We start from the raw sequence: 24,069 nt of genomic DNA, 5'->3' as shown, positions 1-24,069 counted from the left end.
GAGAGGACCGCACCGTGCTTGAAGCTTACCGCCAGCATGTCGCTGAGCGTGCCGCGCTCGGAATTCCCCCGCTGCCGCTTTCGGCCAAGCAGACCGAGGAGCTGGTCGACCTTCTCCTGAACCCGCCGCAGGGCGAGGAAGCCGTCCTGGTCGATCTCATCACGCACCGCGTCCCGGCGGGCGTCGACGACGCCGCCAAGGTCAAGGCCGCCTTCCTGGCCTCGCTCGCCAAGGGCAACGAAACCTCGCCGCTGATCTCCAAGGTCAAGGCGACGGAGCTGCTGGGCACCATGCTCGGCGGCTTCAACATCAAGCCGCTGATCGACCTGCTGGGCGACGCCGAGTGCGGCGAGGCCGCCGCGGCCGGCCTGAAGACCACGCTGCTGATGTTCGACTACTTCCACGACGTCAAGGAACTGGCCGACAAGGGCAACGCCAACGCCAAGGCGGTGATCCAATCCTGGGCCGACGCCGAGTGGTTCACCTCGCGCCCCGAGGTCCCGGCCAGCCTGACGCTGACCATCTTCAAGGTGTCGGGCGAGACCAACACCGACGACCTGTCCCCGGCCCCGGACGCCTGGTCGCGCCCGGACATCCCGCTGCACGCCCTGGCCATGCTGAAGAACCCGCGCCCCGGCATCGTGCCGGAGGAAGCCGGCGTCCGCGGCCCGATCAAGCAGCTTGAGGATCTGAAGGCCAAGGGCAACCTCGTCGCCTATGTCGGCGACGTGGTCGGCACCGGCTCCTCGCGCAAGTCGGCCACCAACTCCGTGCTGTGGTGGACGGGCGAGGACATCCCCTACGTCCCGAACAAGCGCTTCGGCGGCGTCTGCCTGGGCTCCAAGATCGCCCCGATCTTCTACAACACGATGGAAGACGCCGGCGCCCTGCCGATCGAACTCGACGTCTCGCAGATGGAGACGGGCGACACGGTCGAGCTGCGCCCGTATGAAGGCAAGGCGCTGAAGAACGGCGCGGTGATCGCCGAGTTCACCGTCAAGTCCGACGTGATCTTCGACGAGGTGCGCGCCGGCGGCCGCATCCCGCTGATCATCGGCCGCGGCCTGACCGCCCGTGCGCGTGAGGCGCTGGGCCTCGCCCCGTCGACCCTGTTCCGCCTGCCGTCCTCCCCGGTGGACAGCGGCAAGGGCTTCACGCTCGCCCAGAAGATGGTCGGCCGCGCGGTCGGCCTGCCGGAAGGCCAGGGCGTGCGTCCGGGCACCTATTGCGAGCCGAAGATGACCACGGTCGGCTCGCAGGACACCACCGGCCCGATGACCCGCGACGAGCTGAAGGATCTGGCCTGCCTCGGCTTCTCCGCCGATCTGGTCATGCAGTCCTTCTGCCACACCGCGGCCTATCCGAAGCTGGTGGACGTCAAGACCCACCGCGAGCTGCCGACCTTCATCTCGACCCGCGGCGGCGTCGCCCTGCGTCCGGGCGACGGCGTGATCCACTCCTGGCTGAACCGCCTGCTGATGCCCGACACCGTCGGCACCGGCGGCGACAGCCACACCCGCTTCCCCATCGGCATCAGCTTCCCCGCCGGCTCGGGCCTCGTCGCCTTCGCCGCGGCCACCGGCGTCATGCCGCTGGACATGCCGGAATCGGTGCTGGTCCGCTTCAAGGGCTCGCTGCAGCCGGGCGTCACGCTGCGTGACCTCGTCAACGCGATCCCGCTCTACGCCATCCGCCAGGGCCTGCTGACGGTGGAGAAGAAGGGCAAGAAGAACATCTTCTCCGGCCGCATCCTGGAGATCGAGGGTCTGCCCGAGCTGAAGGTGGAGCAGGCGTTCGAGCTGTCCGACGCCTCGGCCGAGCGGTCCGCCGCCGCCTGCACCGTCCGGCTCAACAAGGAGCCGATCATCGAGTACATGCGCTCCAACATCACCCTGATGAAGTGGATGATCGCCAACGGGTACGAGGACGCCCGGACGCTCGGCCGCCGCATCAAGGCGATGGAGGACTGGATCGCCAACCCGAGCCTGCTGGAGCCGGACGCCGACGCCGAGTACGCCGCGGTGATCGAGATCGATCTGGCCGACATCAAGGAGCCGATCGTCGCCTGCCCGAACGATCCGGACGACGTGAAGCTGCTGTCGGAGGTTGCCGGCGACAAGATCGACGAGGTCTTCATCGGCTCCTGCATGACCAACATCGGCCACTTCCGCGCCGCCGGCAAGATCCTGGACGGGAAGACCGACATCCCGACCCGCCTGTGGATCGCCCCGCCGACCAAGATGGACGCCCAGATCCTGACCGAGGAAGGCTATTACGGCGTTCTCGGCAAGTCGGGTGCCCGCATGGAGATGCCCGGCTGTTCGCTCTGCATGGGCAACCAGGCGCAGATCCGCAAGGGCTCGACGGCCATCTCGACCTCCACCCGCAACTTCCCGAACCGCCTGGGCATCGACACCCGCGTCTATCTCGGCTCCGCCGAGCTGTCGGCCGTGGCCGCCCTGCTGGGCAAGCTGCCGACCCCGGCCGAGTATCTGGAGCAGGTGAGCGTCATCAACCAGAAGGCCGGCGACATCTACCGCTACATGAACTTCGACCAGATCAAGGAGTTCCAGGACGTGGCCGACACGGTCGCCGCCTGATCGCCCGCACCTCTTCCCCTTCCCCCCGCACAAGCGGGGGGAGGCCGGGAGGGGGGCCGGGTGCGAGGACTTCCGCGTTGATGAAAAGCCCCGCCGGAATCGCTCCGGCGGGGCTTTTCATCTTCGGCCTCGGGATCTGAACCACAGAGACACAGAGAGCCTCAGTCCGAACGCTCCGGACCATGAGTTCCAGCCTTCGCCAGATAAGCGCGCGGCGAAGCCCCCAGCGTCCGTTTGAACATCGTCGTGAAGGCCGCCGGGTTGTCGTAGCCGAGGTCCAGCGCGACCGTCGTCACCGGAACCCCGGCGACCAGCCGCGGCAGGGCGGAGACCAGACAGGCCTGCTGGCGCCATTCCACGAAGCTCAGCCCCGTCTCGCGCCGGAACAGCCGGGTGAAGTTGCGGCGGCTCATGCCCAGACCGTCGCTCCACGCCTCGATCGTCGCCTGGATCGTCGGCTCCTGGAGGAACCGCCGGCAGCGCTCCGCCAGGGCGGCGTGGGCGGGAAAGGGCAGCGACAGCGGCTCCACCGGCAGACGCCGCATCTCGTGCAGAAGCAGGGCCATCACCGCGCCGTCGTGGCTCTGCGGGTCGTAGTCCACCGGCACGTCGAGCGCCCGCCCGATCAGGCTGCGGAAGAAGGGCGACAGCGCCACCACCTCGCAACGGCCCGGCATGGTGTCGGCCAGCGCGGGGGCGAGATAGAGGCTCCGCGTCATGACCATCCCGATCATGCGGACCTCGTGCGGGACGCCCGGCGGAATCCACAGCCCGCAATGGGGCGGCATCACCCAGCGCCCCTGGGCGGTGGACAGCACCAGCGTCCCCGTCGCCCCGGACAGCAACTGCCCGCGCCGGTGCGTGTGGGCGGCCAGCCGGGTGCCATCCGCATGGTCCTGCCCCAGGGCGATGAGCGGGCTGGGCGACTCCTCGACCGTGTCGATGCGCAGGTTCCGGACCATGGCCCAGTCTCGTAAGAAATCGGCCTGACCGCGGTGGCAGGCCGCCGCCGCCCACCATAGGCTGTTGCTCCACACCAAGCAACGCGCCGCCCGCCAGCCAAGCGCCAAACCCGGCCAAGCGCCAGAAAAGGCTTCCTTTCGTGACCGACACCACCCTGTCCCGGCCCAAGGCCGGGGGGACGGCCCTGCCCGTCCTGGGGACGATCAGCGTCTGCCATCTGCTGAACGACCTGATCCAGTCCCTGCTGCCAGCGATCTATCCGATCCTGAAGGGCGGATTCGACCTCAGCTTCGCGCAGATCGGCCTGCTCACCCTGATCTACCAGATCACCGCCTCGCTGCTTCAGCCGATCATCGGGCTCGCCACCGACCGGCGGCCGGCGCCCTACTCCCTGACCATCGGCATGGGGGCGTCGCTGGTCGGGCTGGTCACGCTGGCCTTCGCGCCGAACTACGCGGCGCTGCTGATCGGGGCGACCCTGCTGGGCCTCGGCTCCTCGGTCTTCCATCCGGAGGCGTCGCGGATCGCCCGTCTGGCCTCCGGCGGCGCGCACGGGCTGGCGCAGTCGCTGTTCCAGGTGGGCGGCAACGCCGGGTCGGCGCTGGGGCCGCTGCTGGCCGCCTACATCATCCTGCCGCGCGGGCAGGAAAGCCTGTCCTGGTTCGCGCTGGCCGCCCTGGGCGGCATGGCCCTGCTGACCGGCATCGGGCGCTGGTACGCCCGCAGCGACCACGCCCGCCCGGTCCGCCGCGGCGCCGCGGTCCGTCACCCCGGCCTGACCAGCGGGCAGGTGAACCGGGCGCTGGCCGTGCTGATGGTGCTGATCCTGTCCAAATACGTCTATCTGGCCAGCCTCACCAGCTACTACACCTTCTTCCTGATGGAGCGCTTCGCCCTGGCGCCGGATTCGGCGCAGCTCTGCCTGTTCGTCTTCCTGGCGGCGGTCGCGACGGGCACGATCATCGGCGGGCCGGTCGGCGACCGGATCGGGCGCAAGACAGTCATCTGGGTGTCCATCCTTGGCATCCTGCCCTTCACGCTGCTGCTGCCCCATGTCGGGCTGACGGCGACGATCGTGCTCAGCGCGGTGATCGGGCTGGCGCTGGCCTCGGCCTTCCCCGCCATCATCGTCTACGCGCAGGAGCTGATGCCCGGCCGCGTCGGCATGGTGTCCGGCCTGTTCTTCGGTCTGGCCTTCGGGATCGGCGGCGTGGCCGCCGCCGGCCTCGGCGTCCTGGCCGACTGGCAGGGCATCGGCTTCGTCTTCCAGGCCTGCTCGGTCGTGCCCCTGCTCGGCCTGTTCGCCGCGCTTCTGCCCAATGTCTCCCCGCACAAGGCGCCCTGACCCTCCGGCACGCCGCGCCGTCCCCGACGGCGCGGCTCTCCCTTCGCAGAATTCCCACAAACGCTTCATGGTCATATTGCAAATGCGAATCATTCTTATTATCATTCGATGCAGGCCGGACGTTCCCGCCTTTGGTTGCCGGCCCTGATCCGATTGGCCCACAGGATTGCCCAGAGAGAGACCATGAACGTCACGATCATCTACGGCTCCGACGGCGGCGCGACCAAGGCGGTCGCCTCGCGCATCGCGAAGAAGATTCAGGGAAAGACCGTCGATATCGCGCGCGCCTCCGCCGCGGATTTCGAGAATTGCGACCTGCTGATCCTCGGAGCGCCGACCTATGGGGTGGGCGACCTGCAATGCGACTGGGAGGCCAATTTCGGCACGCTGAAGGCGGCCAACCTGAACGGCAAGAAGGTCGCCCTGTTCGGCACCGGCGATCAGGTGACCTATCCGGAGTCCTTCGTGGACGCCATGGGCACGCTCTACGATCAGGTGGTGGCGCAGGGCGGGGTCGTCGTCGGCTTCACCGACACCGCCGGCTACGAGCATTCGGGCTCCACCGCCGAGCGTGACGGGCGGTTCGTCGGGCTGGCGCTCGACCAGGACAACCAGTCCTCCCAAACCGACAAACGGATCACCGCATGGATCAGCCAGCTGGCGTGATGCCCGATGATGGGCTGGCCCAAAACGGGTTGGCCATGCCCGTCCACCTGCTCGGCCACCATCTGTACGAGTACAGCAAGGGCGTCCGGCCCATGGTCATGATGACGCTCAGCACGCGGGACGCCGACGCGGTGACCCGCAAGCTGGCCGAACGCTTCGTCGACTACCACGTCCAGACGGTGACCGAAGCCAAGGTCAACGTCTTCTTCGGCAACCCGGCCTGCGTCGCGATGGTGCGCAGCGTGGTGCGCAAGCCCTTGAACCAGCTGACGCCGGAGGAGGATTTCATCCTCGGCACGCTGCTCGGCTACGACCGCGAACAGCAGTGCCGGCGCTTCCTGGCCATGGCGCAGGCCGGGCGGAGCGGAGCGGCGACCTGATCCATCCGTCAGGGCGCCGTCTCCACCATCCGGAAAAAGGCCGTTTCGACCTCGACAGGCCGGGCCGCCGTCGTCCAGACTGCCTCCCCAAATAGAATCAAACAACCAAAGGGAGGCAGGGATGGCGGCGGCTCCGTCCGGGATGGTGTTCGAGAATCCCACGAACGGCCAGCGGGAGGCGGTGACCAACCGCGAGATCCTCTGGGCCTTTCTGCTCGGTCCCGTCTATTTCGCGAAAAAGGCCGAGTGGCTGCACGCCGCGATCCACGCGGCGCTCATCCTCATCTCCATCCCGCTGTGGCCGGTCGGTGCCCTGATGACGCTGGGCGTCTGGGTCGGCTACGCCTGCGCGGCGCCAACGATCCTGGAATACCGGTACCAGAAGATGGGCTGGGAGAAGGTGGCGGGCTGATCCCACCTCACGGCCGGCGCCCGCTCCCATGGAGCGGACGGGTCGGCAAAACCGCCAGTATCGCCGCGACGCAGGCGTCGACGTCGCGGCCCGCCGTATCGACGACGGCGTCCGCCTCGTCCCAAGGCTCGTAGGTCCGGCCCACCACCGCCGCCCAGGAGGGCGGACGGTGCCCGGCGATGTCGCTGTGACGGGTTTCGACCCGGTGCCGGTGCTCGGCCGGGTCCGAGCACACGATCTCCACCTCGACCAACGGCACGCCGGCCCGAAGCGCCGTGGCGCGCCATGCCTCGCGCGTGACCCGGATAGGATTGACCGAATCCGCGACGACGGTGGCGCCAAGCCCGAGATTGTCGCCGGCCAGGGCGTAGGCGACCAGATAGCCTTGTGGGCCGACCGGGTCGTCGGCGCCGCCGGCTGCGCGAATCGCCTGTTCGATCGTGTCGATCCGCAGATGAAACGCGCCAAGCCGTCGCGCCAACGCACGGCCAATCGTCGTCTTGCCGGTTCCAGGTAGCCCGCCGAAGACGATCAGCATGCGCCACACTCCTCATGGCTGGGCCTCACGGCCGGTCTCCATGGCCGAGGTTGCGTCCCGTTCAACGCCCGTCACGCGGTCGCGCCGAACTCCTCGGGAGTCAGCACCAGCACCCCGTCCTCGTCGGCGAAGACCAGATCGCCGGGATTGATCCGGATGCCGGCCAGCGTCACCGGCAGGTCCCTCTGCCCCTCGCCGTTGCGGACGGTCTTGCGCGGGATCGCCGCCAGCGCCTTGATGCCCAGGTCCAGCGTGGCGAGCACCGCGGCGTCGCGGACGCAGCCGTGGATGACCACGCCCTCCCAGCCGTTCTTCACCGCGTCCTTGGCGATCAGGTCGCCCATCAGGGCCGCGCGCACGCCGCCGCCGCCGTCGACCACCAGCACCTTGCCTTGCCCCGGCGTGCCCAGCGTCTCCTTGACGCGGGAATTGTCCTCGAAGCACTTCACGGTCACCGCGGCGCCGCTGAATTTGCGACGTTGGCCGAAATCGTGGAAGACGGGGTCGGCGACGCGGGCAGTCTTCTCGAACCGGTCGTAGAGGTCGCAGGTGCTGTCGAAGTCGGTCATGCGCTTTCGCTCCCCTTCTTTGGCTTTGGTGGCCTTGGCTTTGGTGGCAGGATACCCCCAATTCAGGGATGGTCAATCCTCCGGGGCGGCGATGGCCCCCGTGCTGGTGCGCTCAAGGATGGCGCTGCGGCGGAAGCGGTACAGTTCGGCGGGGCGCCCGCCGGTCTGGCTCTCATACTGGCCGGTCGGCTCCACCAGTCCGCCGGAGATCATCAGGCGCCGGAAATTCTGCTTGTGCAGCCGCTCGCCGGACAGCGCCTCAACCACCTGCTGAAGCTGGTGCAGGGTGAAGGTCGGGGGCAGCAGCTCGAACACGATGGGGCGGTATTTCAGCTTGCCGCGCAGCCGCTCCAGCGCCGTCGCCAGGACGCGGCGGCCGTCGCGCGCCATCGGGCGGCCCAGCGCGCGGGGCATCTCCAGCCGCACCGTCCGCTCCTCCACCCCCGCGCGGCGGGCCAGATCGTGGTCGCGGAACGCCTCCACGACCAGCCCGGCCTCGTAGAGCAACTCGTAGCGCTCCAGCACCCGTTCGGAATCCCACTCCCCGCCGTCCAGGGCGAAGGCCATGCGGGCGCGCTCGCCGCGGCGGGCGCGGGCGGGGTCGTCCGGCGCCGCGGCGATCCAGCGGGCCAGCGCCGGGCGGATCACCGAATCGAGCAGCGCCGGCGGCGATTCGCGCCAGTCCTCCCAGGGAAAGAACTCGTACAGGCCGCGCCACTCCGCCCCGTCGATGCGCAGCGGCGCCTCGCGCAGCAGCGCCAGATAGCCGACCACCAGGGAGCGCGGGCCGCCGAACAGCTCGTGCGGGTCGCGGTAGCGGTCGCCGAAGCTGTAGAGCTGCTCCACATAACGCAGGGTCAGCCCGGCCGCGTCCTCCGCCACCGCCCGCAGGCCGTCCTGAAGGGTGCGGAAGCGTTCGGGATCGAAGGGCGCGCCCGGCAGGGCGTCGCGGTGGGGCGGCGGCTCGTCGCCGCGGCGGTGCGATTCGGGGATCTCGAAACCGCTGCGCACGGTCACCACGCGCGGCTCGGCGCCGTTCGCCGAGGAAACCCTCACCGAAACGATGGCCGCCGTTAACCCGATCTGTGTTTCCAGGCCGATCCGTGTTTCCAGGCCGATCTGTCTTTCCCCTGCCACGCGCCACCCGCCTCCCCCTGCCGATCCGTGGGCGGCAGGATAAGCGGCCCGCCGCGCCAAATCACCGGTCTTTCCGCCGGGCACCCCCGTGAAATCTCGCCGCAAGCCGGCCCGGCATGACACTTTTGTGACTCCCCACGGGCGCCGGGGATGTTACACCAGCCGCGACGCTGAGGCTCGCGCGCGTCCGTGCGGGGTCCCCAGCACTGCAGGCCGGCGTAAGTTGGAGAACCACGCATGCTGAATTTGTTCCGGGCCCTGATGCCGCGCGAAGAACGGTTTTTCGACCTGTTCGCCGACCACGCCCGGACCGTCGCAACGGGCGCCGAGGCGCTGCGGGCGATGATGGCCAGCGGCCAGGACCTGGAGGAGCGGTTCCAAACCATCCGCCGGGTCGAGAGCGAGGCCGACGCCATCGAGAAGGACATCCAACTCGCCGTCCACCGCACCTTCATCGTGCCCTTCGACCGTTCGGACATCCAGGAACTCGGCAAGCGGATGGACGACGTGCTCAACCTCATCGAGGAGACCGCGCGTCACCTCGTGGAGGCGGGCTTCAACGACTACACGCCGGAAATGCACGCCCAGGCCGACGCCATCGTGCGCTGCACCGCCCGGCTGAGCGCGGGCATCCCCCTGCTCCGCGACATCCCCAAACACGTCGAGCAACTCCACGCGATGACCGCCGAGGTGTCGCGGATCGAGAGCGAAGGCGACCGGCTCCTGCGCGAGGCCAATCACCGGCTGCGCGACGAGAGCGGCGGGCTCGACGCCCCCATCACCCATCGCCACGCCCTTCAACGCGAGATCATCGAGCTGCTGGAACGCGTGCTCGATGCCTGCGAGGACGTGGCCGACACCATCGACGGCATCATCGTCGAACAGGTCTGATCCCATGGAAGCCGCTACCCTCGCCCTGCCCATCCTCATCGGGCTGATCGGCGTCGCCCTCCTCTTCGATTTCCTCAACGGGCTGCACGACGCGGCCAACTCCATCGCGACGGTCGTCTCCACCCGCGTGCTGTCGCCGCGGACCGCCGTCGCGATGGCCGCCTTCTTCAACTTCATCGCCTTCCTGTTCTTCGGGCTGCATGTGGCGACCACCATCGGCACCGGCATCGTCGGGGCGGGGGTGGTGGACCCGCACGTCATCTTCGGCGCGCTGATGGGCGCCATCGTCTGGAACGTCTTCACCTGGTGGCTGGGCATTCCCTCCAGCTCCTCCCACGCGCTGATCGGCGGCCTCGTCGGGGCCGGCGTGGCGAAGGCCGGGCTGGACGCCGTGGTGGTGTCCGGCCTGGCGAAGACCGCCGCGGCCATCGTCGTCTCGCCGGTGGTCGGCTTCCTGCTGGCCAGCGTGATGATCGTGGCGGTGTCCTGGTTGTTCCGGCGCTCCACGCCCTTCGCGGTCGACCGGCTGTTCCGCCACATCCAGATCGGCTCCGCCGCGCTCTACAGCCTGGGCCACGGCGGCAACGACGCGCAGAAGACCATGGGCATCATCGCCGTCCTGCTCTATTCCCAGGGCCTGTTGGGGGAAACCTTCCACGTGCCCTTCTGGGTGGTGATCACCTGTCAGGCCGCGATGGGGCTGGGCACGCTGTTCGGCGGCTGGCGCATCGTCAAGACCATGGGGTCGAAGCTGACCGACCTGAAGCCGGTCCAGGGCTCCTGCGCGGAGACGGGCGGCGCCATCACGCTGTTCGTCGCGACGTGGCTCGGCGTGCCGGTCAGCACAACCCACACCATCACCGGGGCGATCATCGGCGTCGGCGCCGCCCGCCGCACCAGCGCGGTGCGCTGGGGTCTGGCGCAGGGCATCGTCATGGCCTGGGTCATCACCCTGCCGGCGACCGCCATCGTCGGCGCGCTCTTCTACGAGCTGTCGCTGGCGCTGTGGTGACAGCGGCGGCGGCGGAGCGCGGCACGGCGGGCCGGAAAGGCCCGCCGCCGGGTTCCGGCCCGGCGACAGAACGCTGAACGCGAAAAGGGCGGCCCGAGGCCGCCCTTTTTCGTACCATCCGCACTGTATGTTGGAGCGGGCGAAGGGATTCGAACCCTCGACCCCAACCTTGGCAAGGTTGTGCTCTACCCCTGAGCTACGCCCGCGCCGCTCCAGCGGAGGAGCGCCCGTATACGCCCCGGCGACGGCCAAGGCAAGCCCATTTTTTCACGCGACACCAATCCGTGCGCCGCGGGCGCCCCGGCACGGCGTGAATGCAGGGCGGGACGGGCCGCCGCTTGCGGATTGCATGAGAAAGCATACCAACATATGTTAGGCTGCCTCGTTCAGAACAAAATTGCCAATCCGTTGTTTTGAATGTCTGCGCATTTGCACGTGTTTCCTCTAACATGCCGATGACGCTCCGCAGGGGGGCTTCGATGGCCGGAACGGACATGGATTTGGGCGGACCGCGACCGATGCCCATGGCGGCGCCTCGGGAGGTGTCAGGCCGGCCCATGCCGGTGCCCGACTCCGCGCCCGACTCCGCGCGCAACGCCGAATCGCAGGATGGCGCCGCCGCCCGGCGCAACGGCGCGGAACGCAAGGTCGTCACCGTCCTGTTCGCCGACATCGTCGAATCCTCCAGCATGGTGTCGGGCCGCGACCCGGAGGAGGCCGACCAGACCCTCCTCACCATCCTCCAGGTCCTGACCGACGCGGTGGAACGCTACGGCGGCACGGTGGCCCAGGTGCTGGGCGACGGCATCATGGCGGTGTTCGGCGCCCCCTCCGCGCTGGAGGACCACGCGTTGCGCGCCTGTCTCGCCGCGCAGGACATCGCCCGCTCGGCCATCGATTCCGACGAGTTCAAGATGCGGATCGGCATCAGCTCCGGCGAGGTGGTGGCCCAGATCATCGAGACGGGCGTCTGGACCGACTACCGCACGGTGGGCGAGACCGTGCATGTCGCCGCCAAGCTGCAGCAGCGGGCGCAGCCCAACAGCGTTCTGCTGAGCCGCGAGACGCTGGACCTCGTGCCCAAGGGCCTGACCGTCCGCCCGGCGGGGACGCTGCGCCTGTCCGCCACCGCGGAACCGGTGACCGCCTTCGCCCTGGAGGCGGCGCGGGCGATGCGGCGCACGGCGATGGACCTGCTGTCCGCCGAAGGCACTCTGTTCGTCGGGCGCAAACCGGAATTGGCGATGCTGACCGGCGCGCTGCGGCAGGCCGAGCGGGGCCGCGGCGTCTGCGCCGTCCTGATCGGCGAGGCCGGCATCGGCAAGTCCCGGCTGACCGGAGAGCTGATGCGCAGCCCGGAGGCCGCGGCCTTCACAACCACCATCTGGCCGCAGTTCCCGATCCGCCGCCTGGGCGACCCCGACGACCTGGAGGCGGCGGCCCGTTGCCTCGCCTTATCAGTGTGCGGAACGGCGGATGGCCCGGCATCGGATGGTCGGGCATCGGATGGCTTGGCGGTCGCGCGCCTGACCGCCGCCGCGGCGCGCAACGGCGGCGAGCTGGCCGGCGAGGCGATGCGGGAGCTGCTCGGCCAACCCTCCGTCCACCCGCTGTGGCAGGGCCTCGACCCGGCGCAGAAGGCCGACTTCAGCGTCGAAGGGCTGGTCGCGGCGATCCGCGAGCTGTCCGTGGAGCGCCCGCTGCTGATCCTCGTCGAGGACGCGCACTGGACGCGCGGATTGACCAACCGGCTGCTGGACGCCCTGGCCGAAGGGGTGGAGGACGCCCGCGTCTTCGTTCTGGTCACCTCGCGGCCGGACACGCCGGGCGGCTGGACCGTGCCGGACGCCGCCCACGCCATCGCGCTCGAACCGCTGGAGCCGCTGCAGGCCGACGAGTTCCTGGACCATTGGCTGGGTCACAGCCCGTCGCTGGCCGACCTGAAGGCGCGCGTCGCGACGCAAAGCCAGGGCGTGCCGCTCTATCTGGAGGAATCGCTGCGCACCCTGGAGACCACCGGGGTCATCGTCGGCAGTCCGGGCCGCTACAGCCTGGGCAAGACCGACGCCCGGATGGCCCTTCCGGCCACGGTGCACGGCCTGCTCGCCTCGCGGATCGACGCGCTGGAGCCCGGACCGCGGCGGGTGCTGATGCACGCGGCGGTGATCGGCACCTCGGTCGATCTCGGCCTGCTGCGCGCGGTGTCGCCGATCCCCGCCGCCGACCTGCCGGCCGCCCTGGCCCGGCTGGAGCAGAGCGGCTTCTTCGCGCGCTCCCGCCTGCTGCCGAACCTGGAGCTGACCTTCCGCCACGCGCTGGTCCAGGAGGTCGCCTACGCCACCCTGACCAAGCGGGAGCGCCAGCCGCTGCACGGGCGGGTCCTGCACGCCCTGCGGCGGCGGTCCGACCGCAACCTGCCCAACCGGGCGGAGCTGATCGCCCATCACGCCTTCTACGCCGAGGATTGGCCGCTCGCCTGCGCCTACGGCCGCCGGGCCGGGCGGCGGGCGGAGATGCGCTGCAAGCATTTCGACGCCGGGCGCTTCTATGAGCAGGCGCTGAAGGCGCTGGACCATCTGCCGGACACCCGCCGCAACACCCAGCGGCGGATCGACCTGTGGATCGGCATTCCCCTCGTCCTGCTGCCGCAGGGGCGCCAGCTGGCCGGCGACCCGCTGGAAGAGGCGCGGGACATGGCGCTGGGCATCGACGACCGCATCCGCTACGCCCGCGCGACCTCGCTCAAGGCGTCCTTCCAGTGGGTCTATGGCGTGCTCGACGGGGCGATCGCGCTCAGCCGCAGCGCGCTCGACCATCTGGGCAACCAGGGGACGATGGAGCTGCGCATCCAGGGGCTGATGCGGCTGGGCGGCATGCTCGTGGACAAGGGCCATTTCCCGGAAGCCCAGGAGAAGCTGGAGCAGGCGCGCAGCCTGGCGCTGGCCCACGCCCCGCGCGCGCGCTTCGGCCTGACCGCGGTGGCGGTCGCCATCACCGCCGCCTACCAGGGCCGCTGCCTCGCCGAGCTGGGGCGCGACGACGAGGCCGTCCGGGTGATGCTCCACGCGCTCGACATCGCGGAAGAGGTCGGGCACGCCTTCTCCGTGTCGTCGGTGAAGGTCCATCTGGCGCTGGTCCACATCATCGGCGAGCGCTTCACCGAGGCGCTGCCCCTGCTGAAGGACGCCGTGACGATCACCGAGGCGACGCGCCTGCACATCTTCCAGCCGATCACGCTGGGCGCGCTGGGCTACGCCATCGCCCGCACCGGCGGTGCGACGGAGGGCGCGCGCCTGCTCAACGCCAGCCTGGAACAGGCGCACATCCTGAACCACTCGCTGCCCAGGCCGCGCATTCTGAACTGGATGTCCGACCTGGCCCTGGAGACGGCCCAGCACGACACCGCGATCGGCTGCGCCGCCAAGGCGCTGGGCATCGCGACGGACGCCGGCCAGCTGTCCGAGCAGGGCTGGTCGCACTTCGCCCTGGCCCAGGCCTTCACCGCCATCGGCCAGCATCGCGAGGCCATGGAGCATCTGGCGGCTGCCGAGACGATGAGCCGCCAGCTGTCCATGATGCCGCTCGCCGACCGCTGCCGGACCTTCCGCCGCTGCCTCGCCGCGTCAGGCCCGGTGATCTGATCCGGCAAGCGCCCCCGCGGAGCCTCAGGCCACCAGCGTGGTGGCGCCCGCGGCGGTGCGGCGGAAATGGTTCAGCACATAGACCCGGACGCTGGTGGCGAAGGGAATGCCCTCCGTCCGGCTGTCGTGGATGTCGGCGCACAGCGCCTCCAGCGACTTGCCCTGGGACTTGGCGATGTCCTTCAGCCCGTCCCAGATCGTCGCCTCCAGCCGCAGGCTGGCGCGGCGCCCCCCGATCGTCAGCGAGCGCGTCACCACGGCGGGCGGAGCCGCGAGCGAGCTGAGGTCGGCCATCTCGTCGAGGCTGCGGGGAATGCGGCGGTCCAATTTCATCGGTACGCTCCTGTCTCGGCTGGCCGGTTCTCGGCTTGGCGAATTTTTCCCGGGTCACCGGAGTTTTTCCGGGACTAAACATGCGTGTGTGCGCGTGTAGGCGATTTTTACCCGGCGCCGGGGCGTCCGGCATGTGAAGTTCTTCACAGTCCGGACGGGTCAGAGCGGCCAAGGTTTCGACATACCGCAGTATTCGCGGTTCCTCGAAACCCACGCCCAGGAGCTGTTCCCATGACCGCCATCATCGACCAGTCCGCCCTCATCCGTGGTGCCGACGGCCGTCTCTTCGCCGTGACCGCCCAGGGTGTGACCGAGGTTGCCGAGCAGGCCGCCACGCTGACCGCCGCCGCCCGCATCGGCGACCGCCGTTCCTTCAGCAGCGACGACCACGAGGCCGCCCGCCACGCGATCACCCCGGGCCTCTGACCGGCGGGGCGCACCCGCCGAGGCCCGCCATCCGGGCCTGTTCTCCTCGGGCCGTGGCGGCCGGCGTTTTCCTGGCCGGCCTGCCACGGTCCCCGCCCGCTCCCCCGTCCTTCACCGGCGTCCTTCGCCGACATCCAATCCGGCTCACCACGGGCGTTCCACGGCGGAGGTCTTCCCCCATGCCCCTCGATTTCGTCCGCGGCCTCGCCCGGGATCCGGCCATGTCCGACCAGCCGCTGAAGGTCCACACCACCGGAACCCACCGGATCGCCACGCCGGACCAGACGCTGGCGCGCGTCGCCCCCTTCCTTCCCGTCATGGGCATCACGCGGGTGGCGAACGTCACGGGGCTGGACAGCGTCGGCATCCCGGTCGTGATGGTGACCCGGCCGAATTCCCGCTCCATCTCCGTCGCCCAGGGCAAGGGCGTGACGCTGGCCGCCGCCAAGGCGTCGGGCGTCATGGAATCGATCGAGAGCTACCACGCCGAACGCATCACCCTGCCCCTGAAATACGCCAGCTACGACGAGCTGCGCTGGACCCACCGGGTGGTGGACGTGACCCGCCTGCCGCGGCTGTCGACCAGCGCCTTCACCCCCCACACCCCGATGCTGTGGATCGAGGGCGACGACCTGCTGGGCGGCGGGCGGAAATGGGTGCCCTTCGAGACGGTGCATCTGAACTTCACGCTGCCGATGCCGCCGGGGTCCGGCTGCTTCCTCGCCGGATCGAACGGGCTGGCCTCGGGCAACAGCCGCGCCGAGGCGACCGCGCACGCCATGACCGAACTGGTCGAGCGCGACGCCGCCACCCTGTGGCGCCTCGCCTCCCCGGACGCCCAGGCCGCCACCCGCATCGATCCGGCCAGCGTCGCCGATCCGGTGTGCCGCTCGCTGCTCGACCGGTTCGACGACGCGGGCGTCGCGGTCGGTCTGTGGGACATCACCAGCGACATCGGCCTGCCGGCCATCCTCTGCCGCATCGTGACGCGGGACGACGCCCCCCAGCACAGCATCCGCCCGGCCATGGGCATGGGCTGCCACGCCGCGCCCGAGGTCGCGCTGTCCCGCGCCCTGACCGAGGCGGCGCAGAGCCGGCTGACCTTCATCGCCGGGGCGCGCGACGACATGCCCCGCTCCGAATACGAACGCCACCTCGACCCGGCGCAGCACGCGCGCTGGAAGGCGCTGATCACCGGAGGCACCGGGCGCCGCGACGCCGCCGCCATCCCCAGCCTCGCCGGGCGCACCATCGAAGAGGACGTGGCCGGCCAACTCGACCGGCTGCGCGCCGCCGGCATCGAGGAGGCCGTGGCGGTGGACCTGACCAAGCCGGAGTTCGGCATCGCCGTGGTCCGTCTGGTCATTCCCGGCCTGGAGGGGCTCGACTCCTCCCCGGACTATCTGATGGGCGCGCGGGCGCGCGCCGTCGCCGGCCTCTGAGACCGGACACTGTATAATGAGAGCGCAGGCGGAGACTCCCATGCAGACGCCGGACGGCCTTTACGTCTTTCTCGGCCCCACCCTGCCCCGCGGCGAAGCGGCCCGGCGTCTCGACGCCACCTATCTGCCGCCGGTCGCCCAGGGCGACATCATCCGGCTGTGCGCGCGCAAGCCGCGGGCGATCGGCATCGTGGACGGCTACTTCGAGAACATCCCGTCCGTCTGGCACAAGGAGATCCTGCACGCCATCCACCAGGGTGTGGCGGTGTTCGGGGCGTCCAGCATGGGCGCCCTGCGCGCCGCGGAACTGCATCCCTTCGGCATGATCGGTGTCGGCGCCGTCTTCGAGGCCTTCCGCGACGGGCGGCTGGAGGATGACGACGAGGTGGCGGTGATCCACGGCCCGGCCGAGCTTGGCTATCCCAGCCTGTCCGAGGCCATGGTGAACATCCGCCGCACGCTGGCCGACGCCGCGCAGGAGGGCGTCGTCCCCGCCGCCACGGCGCGGCGGCTGGAGGCCATCGCCAAGGCCCTGCCCTACCGCGAGCGCGGCTATGGCCGGCTGCTCCGCCTCGCCGCCGCCGAGGGGCTGCCGGACGAGGAACTCGCCGATTTCCGCCACTGGCTGCCCAACGGACGGTGCGACCAGAAGCGGGAGGACGCGCTGGACCTGCTCCGGACCATGCGCCGCTGGGCGGTCGACGGCGCCCCCGCGCCCGAGGCGCGCTTCCATTTCGAGCACACCGCCCTGTGGGACCGCGCCCTGCGCGACGGGGCGCATCGCCAGACGGGGAATCCGCTGGACTGATCGTCCGCCGGGTGCCATCAACGGTCCGACGGAACTCAACCGGGACCGCGAGCGCCATGGCCTTACTGAAGGACGTCGCCGGCATCCTGCGGCGCAACCGAATGTTGGGCGTTCTCGACGACGCCCGGATGCAGGAGCTGGTGGCGCTGGGCCGGGTGTCGCGGTTCCACGAGAACCAGACCGTCTTCAGCAAGGGCGATCCCGGCGATTGCCTGTACGCCATCATGAAGGGGCAGATCGCCGTTTCGACCTCGTCGGAGGACGGCAAGACGATGCTGCTCAACATCCTGAACCCCGGCGACGTGCTGGGGGAAATCGCGCTGATCGACGGCAAGGACCGCACCGCCGGAGCCACCGCGCTGCGCCCGGCGGAGCTGTTCCGCATCGACCGTCCGGAGTTCATCTCCTTCCTGGAGCGGCACCCCTCGCTGTGCATCCGCATGATGGGCGTGCTGTGCGAGCGGCTGCGCTGGGTGTCGGAAAACATCGAGGATGCGGTTTTCCACGACGTGCCGCGCCGGCTGGCCCGGCGTATCCTGCTCCTGGCGGACACCTACGGGCAGAAGACGCCCGCCGGGCTGCGCATCAACCAGCCGGTATCCCAGGAGGCGCTGGCATCCATGCTGGGTGTCACGCGCGAGATGGTGAACAAAAGCCTGCGTGCATTGCGCAATGCCGGTGCGATTACCTATAACAAAGGTTTTATCGTCATCACCAATCTATACATGCTTAAGGACATGGCGGGAGAGTCGGGTGACGTGCCATAAGGCCATCCAGCACCTCCGCCGAGTTTTATCGTCGCAAATTTTTTCAATCACGCTATATTGGCTGCACGACAGGAAACACGGCTGACAGTCAAGGAATACAGGGCTATGTCGGGTCAGGATTCACAGGCGTCCAACACGCCATCGCCGCTGAACGCCATCCCGCTGGTGGCACGCACCGTCAAGCTGTTCGGAAACCCGACGCAACTCCGGTTGGAGCCGTCCTACTGGGAAGCGCTGGACGACATCTGCCACCGGGAAGACCTGACCGTGGACGAGTTGTGCAGCGACCTGAAGGACCGCCTCGACTCGCAATCCCGCCGGTCGCGCGGCAACGCCGTGTCGCTGGCCAACGCCGTCCGCGTGTTCATCGTCGGCTATTACCGCAAGGCGGCGACCGAGAAAGGTCACGACCGCGCCGGCCATGGCCGCGGCGACCCCTTCGTCAGCACGCCCTTCGACCTCCCTCCGGCCCAGCCCGCCAAGGAAGGCTGATTTCCTGGCGGTGTTCCCGCTGAACCGCGCCTGTCCCGAAGACAGGGCGGTGGCCGTCGTTCTCCTGTGAGGAATTGCCGCGTCCGCTGAAGAGGCGCAACGTCCGGCTTGCACCCCGACGGGATTTGGTGTGTTGATCGGTCCAGCGGCATCGCACGGTCGATTGACCGGGCCGTCCGTGGGCCGCTTCCCCCGTCCACCGCGGAGCCGACCGTTCATGAGCGGGACCCAGCCGTCCGCCATCAGACCGACCATTACCCGCTGGCTCCGGGACCGCAGCTTCCTGTCCGGCCTTGCCGCCCTGCTGACCCTCATGGCGACACTGGCCATGCTGGCTCATCACAACTATTTGCTGTTCCATCTCTGCGTGGAGATGTTCGCCGTCGCCATCTCCATGACGATCTTCACGATCGCCTGGAACACGCGCGACACGAACCAGTCGCCCTTCCTCGCCTTCGTCGGCCTGTCCATGCCGGGCATCGCGCTGCTCGACCTGCTGCACGCCATCACCTTCCCCGGCATGAACGTCATCGGCGAGGCCGGCGCCAACCAATCCACCCAGCTCTGGATCGCCGCGCGCGGCCTTCAGGCCGCGGTCTTCCTGGCCGCCCCGCTGCTCACCGAGACACGGCTGCGCACCGGCGACGTGCTGCTGATCCAGGCCGCCGCCGTCGCCTGCGCCCTGCTGTCGATCTTCACCTTCGGCATCATGCCGGACAGCTTCGTTCCGGACGTCGGGCTGACGCCCTTCAAGATCGGGGCCGAATACACCTTCAGCGCCGCGGCGGTCGTCGCCTGCCTGCTGCTGTGCCTCAGGCGCCGGCAGTTCGAGCCGAGGGTGTTCGGCCTGACCTTCGGCGGCATCGCCCTGCTGGCCCCGCAGGAGTTGATCTTCACGCTTTACGACCAGCCCCATGGGGCGGTCAACGCGCTGGGGCATTTCATCAAGATCCTGTCCTTCTACCTGCTCTACCGGGCGATCATCGTCACCGCCCTGCGAAACCCCTACGACCTCGCCTTCTACCGGATGCGCCGCAGCGAGGAGGCCCTGCGCGACCATCTGAGCGGGCTGGAGTCGCTGATCGCCACCCGCACCGCCGAGTTGCGCGAGAGCGAGGCGCGGTGGCGGGCGCTTCTGGAATGCTCCAACGACTGGTTCTGGGAAACCGACGAGCGCGGGCGCTTCACCGCCCTGTCGCCGCGGGCCCAGGAATCCACCGGGCGCGGCGGGACGGAGCTTTTGGGATTCACCCACGCCGACCTCCTGGACCGCAACCGTCCCGAGGAGGATTTCCCCGCCCTGATCGAGGCCCTGCACCGCCGGGAGCCCTTCCGCCGCCTCTCCTTCCCTCTGGCCGCGCCGGGAGGGTCCGCGCGCTGGGTGATGGTCAGCGGCACGCCGCGCTATGACGGCGACGGCACCTTCCTCGGCTACCGCGGCACGACCAGCGACATCAGCGCGCGGCGCCAGTCGGCGGAGGCGGCGCGGCAGAAGCAGACCATGGCGGCGCTCGGCAGCCTCGTCGGCGGCCTTGCCCACGAGATCAACAACCTGCTGCAACCGGTCATCAGCCTGTCCGATCTGGCGCGCGGCCGCGCCGGGGAGGACCGCAAGCTCCAGACCTACCTGAACGCCATCCACGACAGCGGGGTGAAGGCCCGCACGATCATGCGCGACGTCCTCCAGTTCGCCCGCGTCGAGGTGGCCGAGTCGCCGCCGGGCAACCTGGAGGAGGCCGTGCATTCGGCCCTGGAACTCGCCGCCGCCTCGATGCCGGTGTCCATCGGGACGCGGACGCAGCTGGAATCCGGGCTGAACGCGGTGACGATCACCGCGACCGAACTGACCCAGGTCCTCCTGAACCTGATCCAGAACGCCCGCGATGCCATGCCGCAGGGCGGAACCCTGACCATCGGCGCCCGTTCCCTGAGCCTGAAGGAGCGGGACGCGTCCCGCCGCCAGCTCGGCGAAGGCGACTATGTACGGCTGACCGTGACCGACACCGGCACCGGAATGGACGAGGCGACCCGCCAGCGCGTGTTCGATCCCTTCTTCACCACCAAGCCGGTGGGCAAGGGGACGGGGCTTGGGCTTTCGGTCGTGTATGGTATCGTAAGGAACGGGGGTGGCGACATTCTGGTCGAAAGCGCCCCCGGACGAGGGACGTCCTTCATCATCGACCTGCCCACCGCCCCGCCCGGCGGTCCGGGCCAAACGACACATGGGATGCTGGTTCATGGCGAAGGTGCTGGTCGTTGAGGATTCGGCCGCCGTGCGGCTGGCGGTCACCGAAGTGATCGAGCAGGCGGGCCACGAGGTCGTGGAGGCGGAAAACGGCCGCGTCGCCATCACCCTGCTGGACAGCGGCGCGGTCTTCGACCTGATCGTCACCGACGTGCTGATGCCCGAGGCCGACGGGGTGGAGGTCATCAAGGCCGCGCGCACCCGCAACCCCGGCGCGCAGGTGCTCGCCATGTCGGGCGGAGCGCCGAATCTTCCCGCGGGCTACGCCTTGAAGATGGCCGAGATGTTCGCGGCGGACGCCGTGCTCTACAAGCCCTTCCTGAACGAGGAGCTGCGCAAGGCCGTGGCCCGCCTGCTGTCCGCGGCGGATGACTCCGCGGCCGGCTGAGAGCGGGACCGGCTGAGAGCGGGACCGGGTCTTCCCGCTGTTGCTCCAAACACACGACCGCACCCTGACGGCACCTCGGGGGCGCCCCGGCGGCCATCGGTCCCCTTGACCGAAGTTATCCACAAAATGGTGCATAAGATGGTGGATAAGGCTGTTGAACCCTCGGTCCCGCCTGCTTGCCGCGGGGGTGCCGGGAAAGGCCCCTGAAACGCCGCCGATTCGGGATGCGCCACCCCGAACGGCCAGGATCGGCGCGCCCCTTGCGCCCTTCGCTACCCCTAAGATGGTCTGGTCCGCTCCGCCCCCCCTCGCCACTATGGAACCATGCATGGCGATGGTGGAAAGGACGGCGCATGGCCCATTATCTCGTGACCGGCGGCTGCGGATTCATCGGATCGCATCTGGCCGACCGGCTGATCGGCGACGGGCACCGGGTCACCATCCTGGACGACATGAGCACCGGCCGGCTGGAGAACAAACCGCTGCTGGCGAAGCTGGTGGTCGGCGACGTCGCCGACCCGGACGCGGTCCATCAGGCGATGCAGGGGGTGGACGGCGTGTTCCATCTGGCCGCCGTCGCCTCCGTCCAGCGCTCGCGCGAATTGTGGGCCGAAACCCACCGCACCAACCTGTCGGGGACCGTGACCGTCTTCGAGGCGGCCCGCAGCGCCCGCAACGGCAACCCGGTGCCGGTGGTCTACGCCTCCTCCGCCGCGGTCTATGGCGACAACACGGCCACCCCGCTGCGCGAGGACGCCGCGACGCGCCCGCTCTCCGCCTACGGCGTGGACAAGCTGGGCTGCGAGCTGCACGCCAACGTCGCCTGGGCCATCCACGGGGTGCCGACGACGGGCTTCCGCTTCTTCAACGTCTACGGGCCGCGGCAGGACCCGTCCTCCCCCTATTCCGGGGTGATCTCGATCTTCGCCCGCCGGGTGGCGCAGGGCGAGGACGTGACGATCTTCGGCGACGGCGAGCAGGTCCGGGATTTCGTGTTCGTCGGCGACGTCGTGCGCTTCCTCGTGAAGGCGATGGAGCGCCAGTCCCGGGGGGCGGAGGTCTTCAACCTGTGCACCGGCCGCCCGACCTCGCTTCTGATGCTGCTGGAGGTGTTGCAGGAGCTGTGCGCCAGCCGGGTGCGCCGCTTGCACCAGCCGGCGCGGGCGGGCGACATCCGGGTGTCCATCGGCGACCCGGCGCGGCTGCGCGCCACCTTCGGCGAGGGCTGCCGGTTCGGCCTGCTGCAGGGGCTGAGCGCCACCCTGACCGGGGAGATGCCGCGGTAACGCCGCTCTCCCCCTCCCCTAGACGTCCCGGCTCTCCAGACGGGGCAGTCCGACCACCTTCAGGCGGCTTTCGCTGAGTTCCCCCACCTGATCGAGGATCGGCAGGGCGACCGCGGCGACATGGGCGTTGATGCGCTTCAGGTCGCGCAGGATGTCCAGCACCAGGGCGCTGGTCTCGATGCTGGCGGCGTCGCCGCGGCGGACGCGGTCGAGATGGCGGGCGGTGGCGGTGCGCTCCAGCGCCCGCACCGCGTCCTTGCCGGCGATGAGCTGCCGGGCCAGCCGCCGGTCCTCCCCGATCAGGATGCCGAGCGCCGTGCGCAGGTTCTCCACCGTGCGGCGGTGCAGCTCCTCCACCTCCCGGAAATCCTCCGGGGCGAAGTGCAGATGGTGGCGGATGCGCTTGGCGGCGAGTTCCATCAGGCTCTTGTCGATGATGTCGCCGATGTGCTCCAGGTTGATGGCGAAGGCCATCAGGTCGTCGACCCGCCGGGTCTTCTCGGCGTCGAGATGACGGCGCCCGAGCTTGGCGAGATAGAGCTTGAGGGCGGTGTGCAGCCGGTCCACCCGGTCGTCGGCGCGGCTGACCTCGGCGATGGGGCGCTCGTCGTTCTGGCGCAGGGCGGTCAGGCTGCGGCACAGCATGTCCTCCACCAGATCGCCCAGCCGCAAGGTCTCGCGCACCGCGCCCGCGATGGCGACGGAGGGGGTCTCCAGCGCCGACTCGTCGAGATGCCGCGGCGTCGCCGCGTCCTCGCCCGCGTCCTCCGGCTGGGGCAGCAGCCCTTCGGTCAGCCGGGCGAGCGGCGTCACCAGCGGCAGGAAGAGCAGGGCCAGCGCCGCGTTGAAGGCGACATGCGCGCTGACCACCGCCGTCAGCGGGGCCATCCCGGCCAGGAACGACGCCGCCATCGGCACCAGCGGCAGGGCGAGAAGCGACCCGGTCACCCGGACCAGCAGGTTGCCCAGCGGCACCCGCCGCGCCGCCGCCCCGTCCGCCGATGTGGCCAGCACCGCCGGGATGGCGCCGCCGAGATTGGCGCCCAGGACCAGCGCCACCGCCGTCTCGGTCCCGATCACCCCGGCACCGGCCAGGGATCCCGCCAGCATCACCGTGGCGAGGCTGGAATGCACCGCCGCGGTCAGCGCCGCCGCGACGATCAGGGCGAACAGCGGCTCGCCGCCCAGCGCCTCCAGCATCGCCTGGACCAGCGCCGATTCCCGGACCGGCAGGGTGGCCGCGCCGAGCAGCTTCAGGGCCAACAGCATCAGCCCGATGCCGACCAGGATGCGGGCCAGCGCCCGCCGCCCGCGATGCTCGCCGCCCAGCGCGTGCAGCGCCCCGCCGAGCAGCAGCAGGCTGGGCGACAGCCAGTGCAGATCGATGGCGAGCAGCCGGGCGACGAGGCTGGTCCCGACGTCGGCGCCCAGCATCACCGCCAGTGCCATGGACGTCGTCATGAAACCCTGCCCGGCCATCGAGGCGGTCATCAGCGCGGTCGCCGTGCTGCTCTGCACCGCGATGGTGGCGGCGACGCCGGCCAGGAAGGCGGCCAGCCGGTTGCGCGTGCCGTAGCCGACCCAGCGGCGGACCGCCGCCCCGCCCCACCGGAAGACGCCCGTCCGCACCAGCCGCAGCGCCCACAGCAGCAGCGCCACGGCGCCGAGGATGTCGATCAGGACCAGGGTGGGCGAGACGGCGATGGTCGAGATGGTGGGCCTCCCGGC

22 protein-coding genes and 1 tRNA gene are annotated in these 24,069 nt (G+C 69.7%); 16 read left to right on the top strand and 7 right to left on the bottom strand.

Annotated features, from left to right (window positions below; genetic code table 11):
- Positions 1 to 14 precede the first annotated feature (14 nt).
- Complete coding sequence (gene acnB, locus TSH58p_RS27420) at positions 15 to 2,600, top strand: bifunctional aconitate hydratase 2/2-methylisocitrate dehydratase (protein WP_109469584.1); 2,586 nt, start codon at positions 15 to 17, stop codon at positions 2,598 to 2,600.
- A gap of 161 nt (positions 2,601 to 2,761) precedes the next feature.
- Here acnB and TSH58p_RS27415 read toward each other — a convergent pair whose 3' ends face one another.
- A complete protein-coding gene (locus TSH58p_RS27415; RefSeq protein WP_109469583.1) occupies positions 2,762 to 3,562 on the bottom strand; it encodes a helix-turn-helix domain-containing protein in 801 nt (266 codons plus the stop codon).
- Positions 3,563 to 3,702: 140 nt separating this feature from the next.
- Between TSH58p_RS27415 and TSH58p_RS27410 the strand changes: the two genes are divergently transcribed.
- From TSH58p_RS27410 to TSH58p_RS27395, 4 genes are all read left to right on the top strand, one after another.
- Complete coding sequence (locus TSH58p_RS27410) at positions 3,703 to 4,908, top strand: MFS transporter (protein WP_109469582.1); 1,206 nt, start codon at positions 3,703 to 3,705, stop codon at positions 4,906 to 4,908.
- A gap of 183 nt (positions 4,909 to 5,091) precedes the next feature.
- Positions 5,092 to 5,574, top strand: a complete 483-nt coding sequence (gene fldA, locus TSH58p_RS27405; RefSeq protein ID WP_109469581.1) for a flavodoxin FldA — start codon at positions 5,092 to 5,094, stop codon at positions 5,572 to 5,574.
- Entirely contained in the window at positions 5,553 to 5,954 is a 402-nt protein-coding gene (locus tag TSH58p_RS27400) for a DUF2023 family protein (RefSeq protein WP_247874329.1), read from the top strand. The genes fldA and TSH58p_RS27400 overlap by 22 nt, the downstream gene beginning before the upstream one ends.
- A 121-nt stretch (positions 5,955 to 6,075) precedes the next feature.
- Positions 6,076 to 6,366 carry a hypothetical protein gene (locus TSH58p_RS27395; protein ID WP_109469580.1) on the top strand — a complete coding sequence of 97 codons (291 nt, stop codon included), beginning with the start codon at positions 6,076 to 6,078 and terminating at the stop codon, positions 6,364 to 6,366.
- A gap of 7 nt (positions 6,367 to 6,373) precedes the next feature.
- Here TSH58p_RS27395 and TSH58p_RS27390 read toward each other — a convergent pair whose 3' ends face one another.
- The 3 genes from TSH58p_RS27390 to TSH58p_RS27380 form a co-directional block, all read right to left on the bottom strand.
- Complete coding sequence (locus TSH58p_RS27390; RefSeq protein WP_109469579.1) at positions 6,374 to 6,904, bottom strand: AAA family ATPase; 531 nt, start codon at positions 6,902 to 6,904, stop codon at positions 6,374 to 6,376.
- A gap of 71 nt (positions 6,905 to 6,975) precedes the next feature.
- On the bottom strand, positions 6,976 to 7,473 hold the full coding sequence (rraA, locus tag TSH58p_RS27385) for a ribonuclease E activity regulator RraA (protein ID WP_109469578.1): 498 nt from the start codon (positions 7,471 to 7,473) through the stop codon (positions 6,976 to 6,978).
- A 72-nt stretch (positions 7,474 to 7,545) separates the two neighbouring features.
- Entirely contained in the window at positions 7,546 to 8,610 is a 1,065-nt protein-coding gene (locus TSH58p_RS27380; RefSeq protein ID WP_247895549.1) for a hypothetical protein, read from the bottom strand.
- A gap of 237 nt (positions 8,611 to 8,847) precedes the next feature.
- Here TSH58p_RS27380 and TSH58p_RS27375 point away from each other — a divergent pair, with 237 nt between their 5' ends.
- Positions 8,848 to 9,501: a DUF47 domain-containing protein gene (locus TSH58p_RS27375; RefSeq protein ID WP_109469577.1), complete on the top strand. Its 654-nt coding sequence runs from the start codon at positions 8,848 to 8,850 to the stop codon at positions 9,499 to 9,501.
- A 4-nt stretch (positions 9,502 to 9,505) separates the two neighbouring features.
- Positions 9,506 to 10,513, top strand: a complete 1,008-nt coding sequence (locus tag TSH58p_RS27370) for an inorganic phosphate transporter (protein ID WP_109469576.1) — start codon at positions 9,506 to 9,508, stop codon at positions 10,511 to 10,513.
- Positions 10,514 to 10,644: 131 nt separating this feature from the next.
- Here TSH58p_RS27370 and TSH58p_RS27365 read toward each other — a convergent pair.
- Positions 10,645 to 10,719, bottom strand: a tRNA-Gly gene (locus TSH58p_RS27365).
- A gap of 351 nt (positions 10,720 to 11,070) precedes the next feature.
- Here TSH58p_RS27365 and TSH58p_RS27360 point away from each other — a divergent pair.
- The gene (locus TSH58p_RS27360) at positions 11,071 to 14,154 is read left to right on the top strand and encodes an adenylate/guanylate cyclase domain-containing protein (protein WP_158282674.1); all 3,084 of its coding nucleotides are present in this window, start codon (positions 11,071 to 11,073) and stop codon (positions 14,152 to 14,154) included.
- A 24-nt stretch (positions 14,155 to 14,178) separates the two neighbouring features.
- On the opposite strand, the gene TSH58p_RS27355 is transcribed toward TSH58p_RS27360, so the two are convergent.
- Entirely contained in the window at positions 14,179 to 14,487 is a 309-nt protein-coding gene (locus TSH58p_RS27355; protein ID WP_109469574.1) for a ribbon-helix-helix domain-containing protein, read from the bottom strand.
- A 231-nt stretch (positions 14,488 to 14,718) separates the two neighbouring features.
- Between TSH58p_RS27355 and TSH58p_RS27350 the strand changes: the two genes are divergently transcribed.
- From TSH58p_RS27350 to TSH58p_RS27315, 8 genes are all read left to right on the top strand, one after another.
- Positions 14,719 to 14,913, top strand: a complete 195-nt coding sequence (locus TSH58p_RS27350; protein WP_109469573.1) for a hypothetical protein — start codon at positions 14,719 to 14,721, stop codon at positions 14,911 to 14,913.
- A 179-nt stretch (positions 14,914 to 15,092) separates the two neighbouring features.
- Positions 15,093 to 16,355: a YcaO-like family protein gene (locus tag TSH58p_RS27345; RefSeq protein ID WP_109070376.1), complete on the top strand. Its 1,263-nt coding sequence runs from the start codon at positions 15,093 to 15,095 to the stop codon at positions 16,353 to 16,355.
- Between the two features lie 40 nt (positions 16,356 to 16,395).
- A complete protein-coding gene (locus tag TSH58p_RS27340) occupies positions 16,396 to 17,163 on the top strand; it encodes a TfuA-like protein (RefSeq protein ID WP_109070377.1) in 768 nt (255 codons plus the stop codon).
- 56 nt (positions 17,164 to 17,219) lie between these two features.
- A complete protein-coding gene (locus tag TSH58p_RS27335; RefSeq protein ID WP_109070378.1) occupies positions 17,220 to 17,930 on the top strand; it encodes a Crp/Fnr family transcriptional regulator in 711 nt (236 codons plus the stop codon).
- Positions 17,931 to 18,035: 105 nt separating this feature from the next.
- Entirely contained in the window at positions 18,036 to 18,422 is a 387-nt protein-coding gene (locus tag TSH58p_RS27330) for a ribbon-helix-helix domain-containing protein (protein ID WP_109070379.1), read from the top strand.
- Between the two features lie 217 nt (positions 18,423 to 18,639).
- The gene (locus TSH58p_RS27325; protein ID WP_109070380.1) at positions 18,640 to 20,682 is read left to right on the top strand and encodes an MASE3 domain-containing protein; all 2,043 of its coding nucleotides are present in this window, start codon (positions 18,640 to 18,642) and stop codon (positions 20,680 to 20,682) included.
- Entirely contained in the window at positions 20,660 to 21,055 is a 396-nt protein-coding gene (locus TSH58p_RS27320) for a response regulator (protein WP_247874065.1), read from the top strand. Before TSH58p_RS27325 ends, TSH58p_RS27320 begins: the two co-directional genes overlap by 23 nt.
- Positions 21,056 to 21,408: 353 nt before the next feature.
- Complete coding sequence (locus TSH58p_RS27315; RefSeq protein ID WP_109070382.1) at positions 21,409 to 22,341, top strand: NAD-dependent epimerase/dehydratase family protein; 933 nt, start codon at positions 21,409 to 21,411, stop codon at positions 22,339 to 22,341.
- 18 nt (positions 22,342 to 22,359) lie between these two features.
- On the opposite strand, the gene TSH58p_RS27310 is transcribed toward TSH58p_RS27315, so the two are convergent.
- A complete protein-coding gene (locus TSH58p_RS27310; RefSeq protein ID WP_247874066.1) occupies positions 22,360 to 24,000 on the bottom strand; it encodes a Na/Pi cotransporter family protein in 1,641 nt (546 codons plus the stop codon).
- Between the last annotated feature and the right edge of the window lie 69 nt (positions 24,001 to 24,069).

Source organism: Azospirillum sp. TSH58, assembly GCF_003119115.1.
Taxonomy (GTDB): domain Bacteria; phylum Pseudomonadota; class Alphaproteobacteria; order Azospirillales; family Azospirillaceae; genus Azospirillum.
This window is presented reverse-complemented; position numbering and strand designations above follow the sequence as displayed.